General features: G+C 57.2%; 20 protein-coding genes. All 20 read right to left on the bottom strand.

Annotation, left to right across the window (positions count from 1 at the left end):
- Positions 1 to 258: 258 nt before the first annotated feature.
- Positions 259 to 852, bottom strand: a complete 594-nt coding sequence (locus tag IPK79_01415; protein MBK8189095.1) for a hypothetical protein — start codon at positions 850 to 852, stop codon at positions 259 to 261.
- Positions 827 to 1,042, bottom strand: a complete 216-nt coding sequence (locus IPK79_01410; protein ID MBK8189094.1) for a hypothetical protein — start codon at positions 1,040 to 1,042, stop codon at positions 827 to 829. The genes IPK79_01415 and IPK79_01410 overlap by 26 nt, the downstream gene beginning before the upstream one ends.
- Before the next feature lie 246 nt (positions 1,043 to 1,288).
- Complete coding sequence (locus IPK79_01405) at positions 1,289 to 1,531, bottom strand: hypothetical protein (protein ID MBK8189093.1); 243 nt, start codon at positions 1,529 to 1,531, stop codon at positions 1,289 to 1,291.
- A gap of 177 nt (positions 1,532 to 1,708) precedes the next feature.
- A complete protein-coding gene (locus IPK79_01400; protein ID MBK8189092.1) occupies positions 1,709 to 3,367 on the bottom strand; it encodes a hypothetical protein in 1,659 nt (552 codons plus the stop codon).
- 5 nt (positions 3,368 to 3,372) lie between these two features.
- Positions 3,373 to 3,732: a hypothetical protein gene (locus IPK79_01395; GenBank protein MBK8189091.1), complete on the bottom strand. Its 360-nt coding sequence runs from the start codon at positions 3,730 to 3,732 to the stop codon at positions 3,373 to 3,375.
- A gap of 589 nt (positions 3,733 to 4,321) precedes the next feature.
- A complete protein-coding gene (locus tag IPK79_01390) occupies positions 4,322 to 4,843 on the bottom strand; it encodes a hypothetical protein (GenBank protein ID MBK8189090.1) in 522 nt (173 codons plus the stop codon).
- Positions 4,844 to 4,849: 6 nt separating this feature from the next.
- Positions 4,850 to 5,398: a hypothetical protein gene (locus tag IPK79_01385; protein MBK8189089.1), complete on the bottom strand. Its 549-nt coding sequence runs from the start codon at positions 5,396 to 5,398 to the stop codon at positions 4,850 to 4,852.
- Positions 5,399 to 5,424: 26 nt separating this feature from the next.
- Entirely contained in the window at positions 5,425 to 5,664 is a 240-nt protein-coding gene (locus IPK79_01380; GenBank protein MBK8189088.1) for a hypothetical protein, read from the bottom strand.
- Complete coding sequence (locus IPK79_01375; protein ID MBK8189087.1) at positions 5,661 to 5,951, bottom strand: hypothetical protein; 291 nt, start codon at positions 5,949 to 5,951, stop codon at positions 5,661 to 5,663. Before IPK79_01375 ends, IPK79_01380 begins: the two co-directional genes overlap by 4 nt.
- A gap of 1 nt (position 5,952) precedes the next feature.
- Positions 5,953 to 6,393 (bottom strand): hypothetical protein, encoded by a 441-nt coding sequence (locus tag IPK79_01370; GenBank protein ID MBK8189086.1) that lies wholly within the window; start codon positions 6,391 to 6,393, stop codon positions 5,953 to 5,955.
- A 391-nt stretch (positions 6,394 to 6,784) separates the two neighbouring features.
- Positions 6,785 to 6,970, bottom strand: coding sequence for a hypothetical protein (locus IPK79_01365; GenBank protein MBK8189085.1), 186 nt, complete (start codon positions 6,968 to 6,970; stop codon positions 6,785 to 6,787).
- Positions 6,971 to 7,048: 78 nt separating this feature from the next.
- Positions 7,049 to 8,251, bottom strand: a complete 1,203-nt coding sequence (locus IPK79_01360; protein ID MBK8189084.1) for a hypothetical protein — start codon at positions 8,249 to 8,251, stop codon at positions 7,049 to 7,051.
- A 138-nt stretch (positions 8,252 to 8,389) separates the two neighbouring features.
- On the bottom strand, positions 8,390 to 8,593 hold the full coding sequence (locus IPK79_01355) for a hypothetical protein (GenBank protein ID MBK8189083.1): 204 nt from the start codon (positions 8,591 to 8,593) through the stop codon (positions 8,390 to 8,392).
- A gap of 33 nt (positions 8,594 to 8,626) precedes the next feature.
- Positions 8,627 to 9,328, bottom strand: coding sequence for a hypothetical protein (locus tag IPK79_01350; protein ID MBK8189082.1), 702 nt, complete (start codon positions 9,326 to 9,328; stop codon positions 8,627 to 8,629).
- A complete protein-coding gene (locus IPK79_01345) occupies positions 9,325 to 9,639 on the bottom strand; it encodes a hypothetical protein (protein MBK8189081.1) in 315 nt (104 codons plus the stop codon). The genes IPK79_01350 and IPK79_01345 overlap by 4 nt, the downstream gene beginning before the upstream one ends.
- Before the next feature lie 50 nt (positions 9,640 to 9,689).
- Positions 9,690 to 10,145 carry a hypothetical protein gene (locus IPK79_01340; protein MBK8189080.1) on the bottom strand — a complete coding sequence of 152 codons (456 nt, stop codon included), beginning with the start codon at positions 10,143 to 10,145 and terminating at the stop codon, positions 9,690 to 9,692.
- On the bottom strand, positions 10,142 to 10,483 hold the full coding sequence (locus IPK79_01335; GenBank protein ID MBK8189079.1) for a hypothetical protein: 342 nt from the start codon (positions 10,481 to 10,483) through the stop codon (positions 10,142 to 10,144). The genes IPK79_01340 and IPK79_01335 overlap by 4 nt, the downstream gene beginning before the upstream one ends.
- A 45-nt stretch (positions 10,484 to 10,528) precedes the next feature.
- The gene (locus tag IPK79_01330; GenBank protein ID MBK8189078.1) at positions 10,529 to 11,326 is read right to left on the bottom strand and encodes a hypothetical protein; all 798 of its coding nucleotides are present in this window, start codon (positions 11,324 to 11,326) and stop codon (positions 10,529 to 10,531) included.
- Between the two features lie 8 nt (positions 11,327 to 11,334).
- Positions 11,335 to 13,413, bottom strand: coding sequence for a hypothetical protein (locus tag IPK79_01325; GenBank protein ID MBK8189077.1), 2,079 nt, complete (start codon positions 13,411 to 13,413; stop codon positions 11,335 to 11,337).
- A gap of 7 nt (positions 13,414 to 13,420) precedes the next feature.
- Complete coding sequence (locus IPK79_01320) at positions 13,421 to 13,693, bottom strand: hypothetical protein (GenBank protein ID MBK8189076.1); 273 nt, start codon at positions 13,691 to 13,693, stop codon at positions 13,421 to 13,423.
- Between the last annotated feature and the right edge of the window lie 363 nt (positions 13,694 to 14,056).

The following is a 14,056-nucleotide window of genomic DNA, read 5'->3' as shown; positions in this document are numbered from 1 at the left end:
GCCCCATTTCGGAGGGCGGGCTTAACGTCACTGAACTCAGCGGGGTTGTGGGGACCTGACTAAACTAAGTCCAACGATTTCCGGTCTTCGGAAGTTTATCCTTCGGGATTTTGCTAACCAGTTCGGTCATCTTCTTGTAAGCGGCTTTCTCTTCATCGCTTCCAATTGCGGCGCTCCGATAAGCCTTGCGGGCTTTTTCGTACTCCCGAATGTTCGCCCTTTCTTGGGCTTGGCTATCCAAAGACATTGGACTGAGCCTTACTCAGTCGGCGGCGTGACCGGTGGCGTGTCCGGCGCGGTTGTCACGTCCGGCCCTGCCCCTGCCGCCGTGGTCGGGTCCGCAGGCGTGTCACGCGGCTCTACAGTGCCTTCTGGCGGCGTCGGGTTGACCACGGTCACGTCCGGCCCCGGCTCGCCTGCCGGGCGATTGGCGGCGATTGCAGCAAGGGCGGCGTCCGTGCTGTCGGAGACGGCTTGGCGAGCCGCGTTGACGGCGGCGGCGGCGGCGGTTTCGTCAATGCCGCCTTCGGTGAGCGCTTGAGCAACGGCGGCGGCGATGAGGCCGGGAACGCCCTGGACGTAAACGACGACGGAGGCGAGTTGCCCCTTTTGCTCTTCGGCTTCCAGCGTGAGCGCTGCAATGGCTTCGGTGAGTTGGCCCATGACGTTTTGTAACTCCTCTAATGAGTCGGCTTCGGAAGGATCAATCGTAACGTCTGCGACGGGGCGACGCAAGAACACGTCAACGCCCGGCCCCGAGCGTCCCGCGTGAGCGAGGATTTGAGCGAGGCTAGAACCTTGCTGACGCGCCGCAACGTCCAACGCCTCAAGGGTTCGCAGTAAACTCGGCATCTTTCCAATCCTCCCACTTTCCAGCGGCGATTGCGGTGTGACTTGCTCCGACGCTCAACCACTTCGGCATGGTGTTTAGATGTTGCCCCGGCTTGGGGAGCCTCGCTACCGCTTCGTCTATAACGCCTTTGCGGACGTAAGCCTTGGTTGTTTCGTCCGCCGTTGCAATGTCGATTTCCGCCGCGTCCATTTCACTACCCTTGTCTTACGCCACATGCGCCGCACCATGTGTAACTCGCGTCCAGGGTTTCGCAATGCCTCAAGTCGAGGTTGCCGCAATCTCTACACCGGAGGGAGGCGGACGCCCCGCCCGCAGCGGCGGCAACGGGCGGGGCATCCTGTGAGACCGGTGGCGTCGCAGTGCTCGCATGGGGTCGGCTAACGGACATTACTGCGGTCTCATTCCTCTAGAACCAAAGGGCATTCGCCCGGCGTGTCAACCTGAGGGCGGTTGTACTGGATTGATGCCAAGTACTTCCTTCAATTCGTTCGTCAGAATTTCAGCGACGAACGACGGAATGCCCTTGGCAATGAGAAGCTTTTCAAGCGCTTCAATCAACCAGTTCAGCGAGCCCTGCGGAATGATCTTCTGATCTTTGAACCACGCGGCGGACTTCTGCACGAACACTTCGGGGCTGATCTTACCCGAAGCCAATTGCGAAACATAGCTACCGGCCATTGTCGCGTTCCTTCTGTTGTTTCCACTTATCGAAGGCAGAGAAGCCGAGCGCCACTAGTACAAGAATTGCACCAACGAACTTGTCAGCGTCCGAGCCTTCAAACAGTCCCGAAGTTGTGAGGGACGTTCCGGCTAGCGTCAACAGGTGACGCAGTAGAGCGAGAGCGATTGAAGCTATCATGCTGCAAGCCTTCCGCGAGTATCGACCCAACCGTAAGTGCGAACAACAAGCGACATGTCGGTTTGTTGAACGCGGCGGCGAACTTGCGCTGACGTGTCCGTGCGCAAGTCAGTGACGCGGGTCATAGCGGCGTTAGTGTTCGCCGCGTTGATATAGCTCTGAGCGTTCGCAGAGTTCGCCGCGTCGTCGCGAACGTCGAGCGATGACAACAAGCCGCCCGCGTTCGTCGTCGGGCCTGACGTAACTTGAACGCCAAGGATCGGGTTAACGACAATGCCGGTGGGAACGCTCGCAAGCGTGAGCGTCGCGGCAGTGGTCGCGCCGGGTGTCGCATTGTAATCGAGTATTGAAATGAAGAGCGAGAATTGATCGCCCGTTTGAGTGTAGGACAACACTTGTCCGCCCGCTCGAATGATCGAAGCAACGCGGCGCTTTGCCGTCCAACCGGCTGGCATGGTTGGCGCGGTTGGCGAGAGTGAAAACAGCGCATCAATCAAGCCGTCGCTATCGCGAGCGATAATGAAGCAATGATAGGTTGCGTTCCCCACTGCGCCGGTATCAAGTCCGCCGTTGCCGGAGCCAACCGCCCAAGCCGCGTCCGTGCGTTTCGTAATGGTCGAAGTCCAACGCATGAAGAGCGAGTTAGTGCTGTCAACGCACGTCCCCGCCGCGAAGTCGATATCGTTAGCTGCGTCACTTACATTGTTTGAAGTGATCCCGCCGTAAAGATAGCCCGCCTCGTATTGGGCTTCATCCCACGAACCAACAACGTCGCCCGGAAGCGACATAGCCTTAGAGCGTGGCGAGATTGCCCCGCCGTCCGTGACGGTGAATTTTTTACCGGTTACAGTTGCGGCGGCAATATTGAACACAACCGAGTGAATTGCGATCTGCCCCGCGCCCTCGCCTGTGTTTGCGAAAGCGGTCGTGTAGTTTTGAACGCCTGTCAGAGTGACGGTGTAACCGCCAAAGTCAAAGAAGCCCGCACCGACTTCCGCAACAACGTGATAGGGCGCGGCGGCGGAGATTGTGTAGTTAGCGGTAACGCGGATAGAACCTTGCGCCGCTTGGAAGTGACCAGTGGTCGCGGCTTTCATTTCACCGGGATTGATCCACATATCGCCGCCGCCGTAGCATTGCACGGCGGCTTCGGCGGAAGCGTTGGAAATGCTCTTCGTTTTCCATTGCGCCATGTTGCCGATATTGGCGATTGACGAGCCGGTCACGGTGACGAGGTCGCACGTCGAGTAATCGATAACGAAGCTGTTGACGTACTTCTGACCGACCAAATAGCCGAGCGCCACTAGACGCTCTGTCACTGGCGCGGATGACGTTCCGGTCAACGTGACAGTGTAGCCCGCCGTGTCCACATAATCGCGGAGCAATGCGAACGCGACTGCGAACGTGCGAGCCGGAGAACCGGCGAGGAAAGCTGACAGGCTGACGGCATCGCTTCCGGTTTGGTAGTTCACCGCAACGGCGGTGTTCACAGTGAGCCGCGTGCGAATGACGCCGCCAATGATCGAACCAAACTGAATGTCGCCATCGAACGTTGCGAGCGAACGCCCGTTGACGAACGAATAGCGCCAACGCTTCACTTCGGGAGCGGGAGCGATGAACGCGGCGGAGCCGGGAAGAATGTCGCCTTCAGCCATTTACGTTAGTCCTGGTTGTAATCGCGGCGAGTGACCGCGCCCCGATCATGCGCCGGGCGAATGTCAATGCCGAGTTGATCGCGTGCGGCCTTGACCAAAACTTCAACGAGCGTGTGTCCCTGGTTGCGTGCGAGCCTATCCATGTGCAGCAAGTCAAGAAGCAATTGCTTCATGTCTGCGGCGCTCGCTTCGTCCAAGTCTTCAAGGTCGTTTTCAGTTGAGCGATCGGTCACTTGTCTAACTCCATCAAGGTTGATTTCAACGTGCAGATTGATCTCAGGCAGCGACGGCGGACTTAACAACTTGCGTAGGGCTTGGAACAGCACCTGTATCAGCAAGGATGAACCAGAGGGCAACAAAGACAACGACGGCTCCCACGATGATTAAGCCGCCGCGAGTAAAAAACGACGCGACATTATCCATGAGTGAACGCGGTTCTTCAACTTCGGTTTTTCCGGTGTCTCCGTATGGCTTACCCTCGCTACCTCCAGCGCCCAAGATAGCTTGTACAAGTCCCTGAGGGTTTGCACCGTTGCCGGTCACTGAAGGCCATATAGAAGCTAGAGCGCCTTCAACGCGGCTGAAGTCGCCCGCGTCTAGATCGGCGTCCAGCGAGCGCCCTGTGCGATTGTGGTATGTCTCTTCGGCGAGATACCAAGCGCCCGCGTTTTGATCGGATTGGCGCGTGAAGTCGAGACCGTAGCGGTTGGCAATGTCGCGCCATGTGCCGGGTTGAAATTGATACGTCCCCGCCGCGTGCGTTGGTCCGGCTGACGTGGTTGCGCCTTCCCATTGCGGGAAGCCGAACGCATCGCGAGCCATGCCAGCAAGGTCAACGCCGCCGAAGCCAAGCCACGTAGAACCAGTGCCGCCCCCACTCTCTCCGCGAGCGAGGGCAGCTAGGAACGCATTCTGTTCCGGGTCGTTGGGGTTGTACGCACTAAGCGCCATTCGTCAGCCGGACGGAAACGCGAAGTCATCAAAGAAATCGCCAATGTGTGAGAGCATGTCCCAAGCCGGATTTGGAATGACGCTAGTCGTCGTCTTGCTCTTCGCGCCGATGCCGAAGAAACCCGAACTTGATTTTGTCGAGGTCGTCGTTTGCACTGGTTGCGAGGCCACTTGCTGCACCGTCTGAAGATACGCGGCCTTGACTTGATATGGTGCAAGGTCCTTCGCGGTCTGAGCTTGGATTTGCGTGCTCGCCAATTGGTTGCTCGCCCAAATCGTATTGATATCTTTTTGCGAGCCGAAGTAACCCGTTGCAATCGAGGTCTGAGCGTTCGCTTGGATTTGAGCGATAGCGACTTGATCGCCGGAAACTTTAGAGGCGTTCTGCGCGGCATAGAACGCGCCCATGCCACCGTCGCCAGAACCGCCACCGCCGCCGCGCCCCATCAAGAAGAGCAAGCCGACAATGAAGATACCGCCCGCAATCCAGAGCGGGTGAGACTTGGCGAAACCGAGAATGTCCATGAGTTCTTACCCCACCCGCATGACGGCTTGAAGTTGGATTGGCCCAAGCACGGCGGCGAGCGCTTCCGGCGTGGTGAGACCTTGGAGATTGACTGTGGTCGGGACGGCTTGAGAGGTCCACCAAATCGCATGGTCATAGTACTGAGCCGCAGGGCCGTAGCTCGCCTGCGGGCGGTGCAACGCGACAATGCCGCCGCCGATGGGATTGGTCAGCACCTTGCCGTAGTTCTGCACGTAGGCCGCAGCGCCCCGGTCATAGTACGGCGTTTCGACTTCGATGTTTCGCCCGTACTGCGGAACGACGTTAGGCATTGAGCCACGCGGGCGGCGCTCTTCATCGCCAAGCGGCGATGGGAAGCCCTGACGAGCACCAACGCTTTTCTTCATGAACAGCGACGGACGCCCCTTAGTTGGGCGCTCCGGTTGACGCGGCACAACAGCGGGCGGCGGATCGAACGCGCCCGATGTTTGATCGCCCTCGCCCGGCGCGGGGAAACCGCGTTGTGCGTTCGCGCCATTGGCGGGACGGTCATACGTGCGAGCGAGTTGAAACATGTTAGCGCCTTCCGCGTGTGTTGAGCTTAGCCGCCGAACGTCGGCAGTGACGGCATGGTGAAGCCGCTACCGGGATAGCTCATGTTGTATGAAATGTTCGCGCCGGTCACTGGCGACATTGCAGCGCCAAGCGTGTTGCCGATGCCGCTGAAGAAGCTTTGGGCAACTTGCGGCGTCTGTGCGTTCTTACTCACCAGCACGGCAACGAGTGCAACGGTCACAATGGCGAGAATGATCGTGACCAGCCCTTCAAGAAACGAGTTCATGCGAATGCTCCAACGTTGGGGAACGAGAGTAGCCCGCCCCCTAATCCACTTCCAAGCGATGCGCCGCCAATGATTGACGGAAGCGAGAACGTCCCTAGTTCGGGGTTGCCGTTTGTCTCTGCGGTGTTCGCCGGGTTCACCGCCGCAGCGATGACACGCGAGAAGAAACCGCCCGCAGCGGAAAGCGCTTCCGGCGTGCGGCTCTTATTACTGACGAGCACGGACACAATGGCAACCACAATGATTGCACCAAGGATCGCAGTGAGAGCACCGGCTAGCTTTTCCATATCAGTTCAAAATCCACGGATTTGGTTGTGAGCCTAGACCGAAGTTACCGAGAATGTTGCCGGTGTTCAATCCACCGCCGCCAGCACCGCCAGCGCCGCCCATTGAACCTAGCACGTCGCCAAGCGAACCGCCTAAAGGAGAGTTGCCACTGTCAGACGATTGCGCCGGAGCGTCCGCGCTTGCGCCAACGTCTTGCGAGAAGCCTTGAATGATCGCCTGATAATTGCCGAGCACAATAACGACGATGACCAGCGCAAGGAGACCACGCGAAACCGGGTTCATTCCTGGTATCCAACCAAGCGCCCCGACTGCGAACACCGCAGCGCCCCACACCATGAAGTCAGGCACGTCTTCAGCGAGCGCACCGAAAAGCTTTTCGTGCGTGTCTCGAATTGCGGCGATGATAACGACAACGCCAATTATGAGGATGACAATTCCCATTAGCCGAAAATGTCCCCGAGGTCAGGAAGCGGAATAGGAATGGGGAATGGAATGCCGGGGATAGGAAACGGAAGGCCGGGAATTGGAATTGGTATGTTGGGAAGCCCCGGAAGTCCGCCACCGCCACTGGACGCACGCTCAGGCTTTGGACCCCACACAACAGAAGCGTAAAGCGGGAGCCGCCCTCGCGCTGCGATGAACAGCACGAAGGCGGCTAACAGTGCTCCAACGATAAAGCTGGATTGCTTCACGCCTCTAGCCTCGCCTGCCTTACGGCAGACCTACCAGCGAACCCGGTTGCGGGAAGAAGCGGGCGACGACATAGCCGAGCACAAACACGGCAATAAGACCAAGGGAGAGTTTCATGCGTTCCTCTTTGCGTGACTTCTATTTACGTGACTGTTTCGGTGACGACTTCCGTAACCGTTTCGACCGTCCCCTTTGCGACGCGGAGCACGAACGCCCACACCGCAATAAAGACGATGACCAAGCCGACGAGTAGGAACAGGTGTCCCAAATCCAACTCGCCGACTACAGGCTGTTTCAAAACTTCAGCCATGTTCTCGAAAATGTTCATGGGGTCCTCTTGTACAAGTCGTTTGAGATAAGGGGGCGGAGTTTCCGCCGCCCCCTACACTTAAGCGCCCTGTGCGACTTAGCCGCCGCCCATCGGGATTGAACCGCCTTGGTTGACAAGGCCGATAACGCCGTAGGCTTCCCATCCGTAGAGGATGACCGCGCCGGAGCCGCCGACGCTGGACGGATTGATGACCAGTTGCATGTTGCCGTACTGGTTCGTGTCAATCGGGCGGTGACGGAAGTCGAGGTAGTACATGCCCATCGGGAAGTCATCCATGATGACGTTCCGGCACATGAGGCCGAGCATTTTTCCATCGAGATTGTAGATGTTTGTGAAGTTCGCCGACTGAAGTTGAACATAGTTCAAGTCGGTGCCGTTGATGTTCAACGTTCCGTTGTTGTCGTAGGCGAACGTCACGCTTTCATAGGTGCGAGCGTTGATGAACGCCGCGCCGTTGTCCTGGTTCGCCACCGGCAGACCAGACGCCGAGTTGTTCAACAGGTAGGCCGTGCCAACGTCCAATTCCGGGAGGATCGGGACGCCGCGAATGCGCGGCAGTTGGTCGAGATAGTTTTGATAAAGTTGGACTTGGAGATTGGAGAGCGTCGCCAAGTCAGTGCCGGCGCTTTGATACATCGCAAGCGTTGCGTCCGCCGTCGAAGTGACGAACATGTTGGGGTTGAGCGTGATCTGAACTTGCATGGTCGCTTGCGTCACGTCGGCGTACACCGCGCCGCGCAAGTCAACGTCGTTTTTCACGAACGGAATTTCAAGTTGGAAGTCGATCTCGCTTGCAACCGTCGCGGCGATTGACGACGGCGCGTACATAATCCGGTTGTTGATGTTGCCGTAGCCAAGCGGCGTGTCTGACGTGTAGGCCGCAGCGAACACGCGACGACGTTTCGCCGAAGCGATAGCCGTCAAGTGCCAACCGGTCGTGTTGATGCGTTGGTTGTTGCCGAGGTCGAAGAACGTCACGTTTGAAATGAAGTTCGCGAGACCCCACGCGGTGAGGTTTTGTTGCGAGGTCGCGCCCGCCGTAACGGTTGCCTTGAAGCGGCACACGAGACGCTTCACCAAGCCGACGTTGCGAACGTAGAAGGTCAGCACCGAACCCGGAGCGGGCGACGACGGCAGTACGGGGTTCTGAGGTTGCCACACGTCAATTGCGGGCGGAAAGTACATGTCGCCAATTTGACCACCGCGAAGAATGAGCGAGCGAGCGGCCATGTTCTGCGCCATGGGATTGGCGCGGGGAGCGGGTTGCGGGGATGCCATAATGAAAGTGCCCTTTTCCTTTTAGGAGGCTGATTGCGTTGGTTGCAGCACAGAGACCAGCGCCAACGCGAGCACGCTAATCCCAAACACGATGACCCAATTCCAGGGGTTACGAATGATTTCTATATTCAGCATGGCTCAACCAAATGCCGGGTCGATATCGCCGCCGCCAAAAATCTGAATGTCAGCCGGAGCGCCAGCGCCACCGCCCGCAATTGGGCGAGCGCCAGTGACTTGCACGACGACTTGATACACGAGGGCGAAGAGGAGAAACGAACCGATTGCCATTAAGCCAATCGTGATAAAGTTCACGGGCGTAATGCTGATAAGCGTGCGTTCCAAGGCGGCAACTCCCGAAGTCAACGCCCCGACGAATTACCCGCCGAAGCTAAATTGTCTCGGAGCCGCCGCCCGAATTTTCGCGGCGACAATAGCCGGAGCCGGAACAGGGCGCAAGGTGTGAAGCGCTTTCCTTTTGGCGTCATACCAATAGGACCAATGCGACGGGAGCGGCTTACGCACGTCGAAGCCGCCCCACAGTCCTTTGATGATTGGATAATCTCGCGCCATGTCCTCGATGCCAAACAAGACGCGGATTTGACTTTCGGTGAAAACTTCCCGGTCGCAATCTACGGGTCGTTGAGTGCAAGAAATTACGGGGATGAGTTTTGAGCGTCCTTGTCTTAGGATCGCTTTGAAAGCGTCCTGGCGCGGCATGAGCGAAACTTCATCGCAGAAGATACCGATGTTTCCTTTACGCCAGATATTCCAAAGCATGTCTTCTAAAACGTCATCGTCCCCAGGGTTCACCCGGCAACGATAAAGACCACGCTTGCCGGGCATGTCGCCCAAGCGAAGGCGGCGCATTGGAGGCGAGCCAACGTCATCCCACAGTTCCTCCTCCTTGAAGTCGAAGGCCACCCAGGGACGCCGCTGAAAGTGTTGCTCACTCAGAACCCACGCGCCAAGAACAGTCTTGCCGGAGCCGGTAGGTCCAACAACTACGGTTCGATCCTCCGCCCCCGGCAGGATGAACGGAGGCGGTGCTGGCTGCGGGGTCTGAGTTGGCGCGTTCAATTGAAAGCGTCCCCATCTGGGCCGGGCGGAACTGAGGGCGAGTAAGGCGTGCCGTCAACGTTCACCACCGGGTCCGGCGCAACCGGCCCACGCGGAGCGCGAGCCGGAGCCGCACCACGGCCCGCCTTGGACTTGGACACAACCACCGCAATAGCGCGGGTTCCGAACACCTGAACGGACACGCCCGCAAACGCAATCCAATCTAGAGTGCGTTGCGTTGTCTCTACCGAGTAGTGACGCGCCACGTTCTGTGCCGCAGTTAGAAAGCGCTCCGCTTCCTCCGGCTGAAGTGTCAGCCCTTCGACGCCCATCTTCATTTCTAGAAGCGCCGACGTACCGATAAGCAAGCCGTGAAGAGAACTTAAATCCAGCGTTGCTTTTTGGTTTTTGGCGCGGGTTCCGGTGGAGGCGGAGCCGCTTGCGGTTCTGCTATTGGGGCCTCTTGGCTTACCGGCGTCGGAGCGGCCTCTACGTTTGCGGGCGACGGGTTCGGGGACGCTGATTTCAGCGTCTCTTGGATTGATGACACGCCCGCCTGAAGGCTCGCCAAGTCCTGCTCCATTTTCGTCCGCCACTGGTCATGCTCCGTTGCTACGTCCGCGATTGCCTCACTGCGTGCAATCTCGGCTTCTACATGCGCCTCAGTTTGTTCGGTCGCGGCTTCGGCGTTAATTTCCGCAATCGCTACTTCTTTGTCCGCTTCGATTTGTGCGATCTCTACGGCGGCTTCTGTGACGACTTCCACCGCTTCGGGCGGCGTCTCATCAGTAGTCGGCGAAGGGACTTGGTCCGCGTCTACTACTACCACGGCTGTCATTGCGTTCCTCCAATTGCGCGACCCTCAATGATAGGTCCGTTACTATGCCCGCCAGCGTCGCCACGTCCGCTTGCAACGCTTCCGGCAACGGACTTCCGCCAAGCGTCTCTAGCGGCGGCGTCCCAATCGTAAGCGTCCCAAGGTCCGCCATCGGGGGCACTGGAACCGGCTTGAGCCGCGAGAGCGTCGAGCTTGGCTTCGGCGCGAAAGATAGCGACGGCGAGAGGTCCAACGCTTTCAGCAAAGGCGACGACTTTAGGAACGGCCCCGCTTTGAGCCAATTGATTAGCCGCATCCATGACTTCGCCCAAGCCGAAGGATCGAAGCATCGCTTCCATTCCTGATTTACCACCGCCCATGCTCCTAAACTCCAGTGCTGCGAATTAACCAGCGCGATAATAAAGGTTCGCGTTCATGTACACCTGATTTACGTCCATTGCGCCGTAGATCAAAGATTGCTGAATAGCGATGCCGCCGGAGAAGCGCAAGTGAACGCCGCTTACGCTCCACAATTGAACGTTCTCGGGAATGTCGGCTTGTCCGTTCATGGCCCAAGTCGTTTTCATAATTGTCCGGCCTGCCCCGTCAAACATGTGATAACCGGTCGTTGAAAACGCCGTTCCGTTAATAGTGCTCGTAAATTCGAGCGAGCCGCACTCAAGCGTACCGTCAACGTCCGTCGCAATAACTTGCGTCAACGCCGCACCGGTAACGTTCACCGCCATGACGGAAGCAACGCTTTGTTCTTGTGACGTTGGAATTGCGATTGGCGGCGGCACTGTGTTGTGAAGCATGAACCGCGTCACGTCTTGCGAGAGCACCGTCCCTTCGGCGATCAAATAGAAAGCGTTAGATTGAGAGAAGACCGGGACAATGACTTTCGGCGAGTAAGCCGGAATGGTCACGGTTTCGTTCGCGTCGGGAAAGATAAAGCGAACCGTTGCACCACACTTGGAATTATCAACGGAGAGCGCCGCGACTTTAGAGAAGTCGTTAGCGCTACCTGTGCCGCCGCCGTAAATCTCAAACGAGATTGCTCTGTTGACGCCGCCCATTGAAGTCCAAAGAACTTCGCACGGAATTTTTCGCGGACCCTCCGGCGGGTTCGTCGTGCTCCACGGATCGGGGAGCGACGTGAGCGGCGACGGGTAGCGAACAGCGGCGGGAATAAAAGCAGACATGAGTTCAATCAATCCTGGTAGGGTGCGCTTAGGTCAACGTAGTCCGGCTGTTCCTCTAGCATAAGCCTTGAGCGTTCCCAAGGCTCCGCTCCGCCCGCCGCCAAAAATTCCCGATGCGGCAAACTCAGGACATTACGTCCGCCGAGTTTGGGTGACGTTCGTATTTTGTCGTGTACCCATTCGTGACGCGCCCTCTTGTTGCGGTAGTCGAAACTGATTTCTCTTGTCTCGTTAACCCACGTTCCCGCGAGTTCAGGACGGTTGCGAGCAAGCGCCAATCTAAGACCAATGAAACCAGGAACAGGCACAACGTGACTAGGGAAAGTGTCAGGCTCAAATAGAGCACCATTTCCAGACGCTGCGAAAGAACGATCTCTGTAACGCAACCATTCATTTTCAAACTCCTCAGTTCGGGACACTCCGTCCGCGTTCACGTCTTCAAAGAATTTTCCAGACAAGCCCCGCGATTTCTTCTTACGTTTGGAAGCGCTCCAATAGAGGCCGGGTTGTACAATGAACAAATCTTCTAGCTCTTCGTGCTCCCACTCTCCCAAGCGTTCGCCTATCGGCAAGTCTAACGGCGTGAGCGAGTAAAGTGCATCGGTTGCGAGCATTACGATTTGTTCGGGCGCTTTCATTACGCCGTCATTCAATAGCGCTCGCGTGTAGGCCGTAATTAGTCCGGCCCAAATCATATTGTGATAGCGCCCGTTCCCCTTTCTCTGAGCTAGCTTTCCGTACAGACTGTTGATGCCAAGCTTCATTGGATAGCCCGGCCCACTTGAACCGATTGAACGGCGGTACTCGTAAGCCTCGTTGACCCAAGCGAAGGGAACGCAATCGCAGACTTTTTGAAAACGCCAACCGGCTTTGCACTTCACCTTGAAGCCCATGCGCCGGGCGCTCTCAATTTCAGGAGACCAGTACACGCCGCCGCCTTCTAGCGGCCAGTACAAGTGTCCAGGTTTTGAGCGAACCGGAAAACCGCCAAGCTTGCACCATTGGTCGGCTTTGAGATTGTCGGATTTGAATTGCACGGCTGCGACATAGATTTCTCCGTCGCCTAACTTCGTGAGTGTTGCGCCGTCCGTTTCAATCCAGCGCCCATGTTCAAGACACGGAAGCTTGAGCATTGCGGCGGGGTACGCGGAGCGAATGTCGTATTCATAAACCGGCTGTTTGATATGGCCTATTTGAGTGATCTCGAAACGCCCGCCGTAGTAAGCGAGGTTCGCCAAGTCGCGGACGCCAACCGGTACGATTGCATCCGTCTCGCTGCGAATAAGCGTTTTATGTTTGGAGTGCATTGACGACGCTAGCTTGCCTGCGCCGCTCCAAGACTGCGGGCGTATGTCCGCCGCCTCGCAATAGTCGCGGAGCTTCTCCATTAGCTCCGCGAGCATTCGACATTCGAGGGCGCAATAGCGGCGTTCCTCTTCGGTCATTTCAACGAAGTCGCCACGCCGCGCTTTGTTAGCGGCGATTAGCTCTCGCTCTGCGATTGAGCCAACGTCAAATTCGCCGATGACTTTTAGAAACGACTTTTGAAAAAAGCCGAACGTCTCGTAAATCGTTCGTTGCGAACCCTTGACCGGAACGCGGATTTCACGCCCGTCAATAATCATGCGTTTGACGCGGCGGACCTTGAGATAATTGCGCGGCAAATAATCAATGTCAAAATTGCCGAACCACACGTAAGGCGAATGTCCAGGGCCAAACAACTTCGGTTCAAATAACCTCTTCTGTTGTTGCGGTGACAAGTCCCGCAAAATCATTGTCACGTCATAGCCGAACGCGAAGCCAACATGGATTGCGTTAGCGTCCGCGTCGCAAATGAAGTCTAGCAACTCTTCTGTTTCGAGCCGCGCCCCGTCGCGGAACAGTTCGCGTTCGCCCATCCGAAACAACAAATAGTTTTGCCGCCCTAAGTCATCGACGCCCGCGCCTTCTCCGTCGCAACCAACGAACGGTTTTTCGCGGCGCTCGCGGTAAGCGGCGTCGTGTTCTTTACGATTGCGGCGTGAGCTATCGACAAGCCCAAGGGCTTTGCGCCGCTTGCGATAAGCGGCGACGGCGGAGGCCGACATTTATTTTTTAGTAGCTGGTGCGCGGGCGGAAGGGTTCGCAACTAAGTTGCAGCTTCTTACCGCGACGCTTCAAGAGATTGCGCCAGCGCCACACAACGCCAATACAGACGCGTTGAGTGACGCCGTGACGCTTGGCAATCCACTCATACGAGCCTTCGTGTATGACGCCGCGAATACCCTTGCCGGTGTTGCGAGGTCGCGGGTACTTCGCCCAATCGCAACATATCAAATAATTGCGCTCGCCATTGGGGCCGGGAAAGTCGGAGCGTTTTACTAGCATTCCTCCGCTCCAACGTATTCGACTATGTCGTACCAAATAGGTTGCTCTTGCGCCGCCATAGTTTCGGCAACGTCACGTGTCGGCCATATCATGCAATGCGGCGTTAGAAAGGTGACGCCAAATAAGTGCGCTTCATCTGCTCCGCACTGAGTACACTTGAGGCGAACATAGGCCGCTTTCATGCGCCAACGATTTTTCCAGCGCGACGGCGGGCGCTCCCGCGTCAGCACGTTCGGCTTTAGCTCTTCGATTACTGGCATCTAACATTCCCCATGTTACATGTGGTCGCGACAGTAGCGCTCTACTTCAAGCGCCGTTCCATATTTCTTGTTCTCGCAAATGACCCGGACAACTACGCGGGCA

This window comes from Vampirovibrionales bacterium, from assembly GCA_016712355.1.
Lineage (GTDB): Bacteria > Cyanobacteriota > Vampirovibrionia > Vampirovibrionales > Vampirovibrionaceae > JADJRF01.
This window is presented reverse-complemented; position numbering and strand designations above follow the sequence as displayed.

Excerpts from the sequence above, each read along its gene's own strand:
- IPK79_01320 (MBK8189076.1), bottom strand. The coding sequence starts at position 13,693 with ATGCTAGTAAAACGCTCCGACTTTCCCGGCCCCAATGGCGAGCGCAAT.
- IPK79_01365 (MBK8189085.1), bottom strand. The coding sequence starts at position 6,970 with ATGAACATTTTCGAGAACATGGCTGAAGTTTTGAAACAGCCTGTAGTC.
- IPK79_01335 (MBK8189079.1), bottom strand. The coding sequence starts at position 10,483 with ATGGAAGCGATGCTTCGATCCTTCGGCTTGGGCGAAGTCATGGATGCG.
- IPK79_01340 (MBK8189080.1), bottom strand. The coding sequence starts at position 10,145 with ATGACAGCCGTGGTAGTAGTAGACGCGGACCAAGTCCCTTCGCCGACT.
- IPK79_01400 (MBK8189092.1), bottom strand. The coding sequence starts at position 3,367 with ATGGCTGAAGGCGACATTCTTCCCGGCTCCGCCGCGTTCATCGCTCCC.
- IPK79_01330 (MBK8189078.1), bottom strand. The coding sequence starts at position 11,326 with ATGTCTGCTTTTATTCCCGCCGCTGTTCGCTACCCGTCGCCGCTCACG.
- IPK79_01325 (MBK8189077.1), bottom strand. The coding sequence starts at position 13,413 with ATGTCGGCCTCCGCCGTCGCCGCTTATCGCAAGCGGCGCAAAGCCCTT.
- IPK79_01380 (MBK8189088.1), bottom strand. The coding sequence starts at position 5,664 with ATGAACTCGTTTCTTGAAGGGCTGGTCACGATCATTCTCGCCATTGTG.
- IPK79_01375 (MBK8189087.1), bottom strand. The coding sequence starts at position 5,951 with ATGGAAAAGCTAGCCGGTGCTCTCACTGCGATCCTTGGTGCAATCATT.
- IPK79_01385 (MBK8189089.1), bottom strand. The coding sequence starts at position 5,398 with ATGTTTCAACTCGCTCGCACGTATGACCGTCCCGCCAATGGCGCGAAC.
- IPK79_01405 (MBK8189093.1), bottom strand. The coding sequence starts at position 1,531 with ATGGCCGGTAGCTATGTTTCGCAATTGGCTTCGGGTAAGATCAGCCCC.
- IPK79_01360 (MBK8189084.1), bottom strand. The coding sequence starts at position 8,251 with ATGGCATCCCCGCAACCCGCTCCCCGCGCCAATCCCATGGCGCAGAAC.
- IPK79_01410 (MBK8189094.1), bottom strand. The coding sequence starts at position 1,042 with ATGGACGCGGCGGAAATCGACATTGCAACGGCGGACGAAACAACCAAG.
- IPK79_01345 (MBK8189081.1), bottom strand. The coding sequence starts at position 9,639 with ATGGGCGTCGAAGGGCTGACACTTCAGCCGGAGGAAGCGGAGCGCTTT.
- IPK79_01370 (MBK8189086.1), bottom strand. The coding sequence starts at position 6,393 with ATGGGAATTGTCATCCTCATAATTGGCGTTGTCGTTATCATCGCCGCA.
- IPK79_01390 (MBK8189090.1), bottom strand. The coding sequence starts at position 4,843 with ATGGACATTCTCGGTTTCGCCAAGTCTCACCCGCTCTGGATTGCGGGC.
- IPK79_01415 (MBK8189095.1), bottom strand. The coding sequence starts at position 852 with ATGCCGAGTTTACTGCGAACCCTTGAGGCGTTGGACGTTGCGGCGCGT.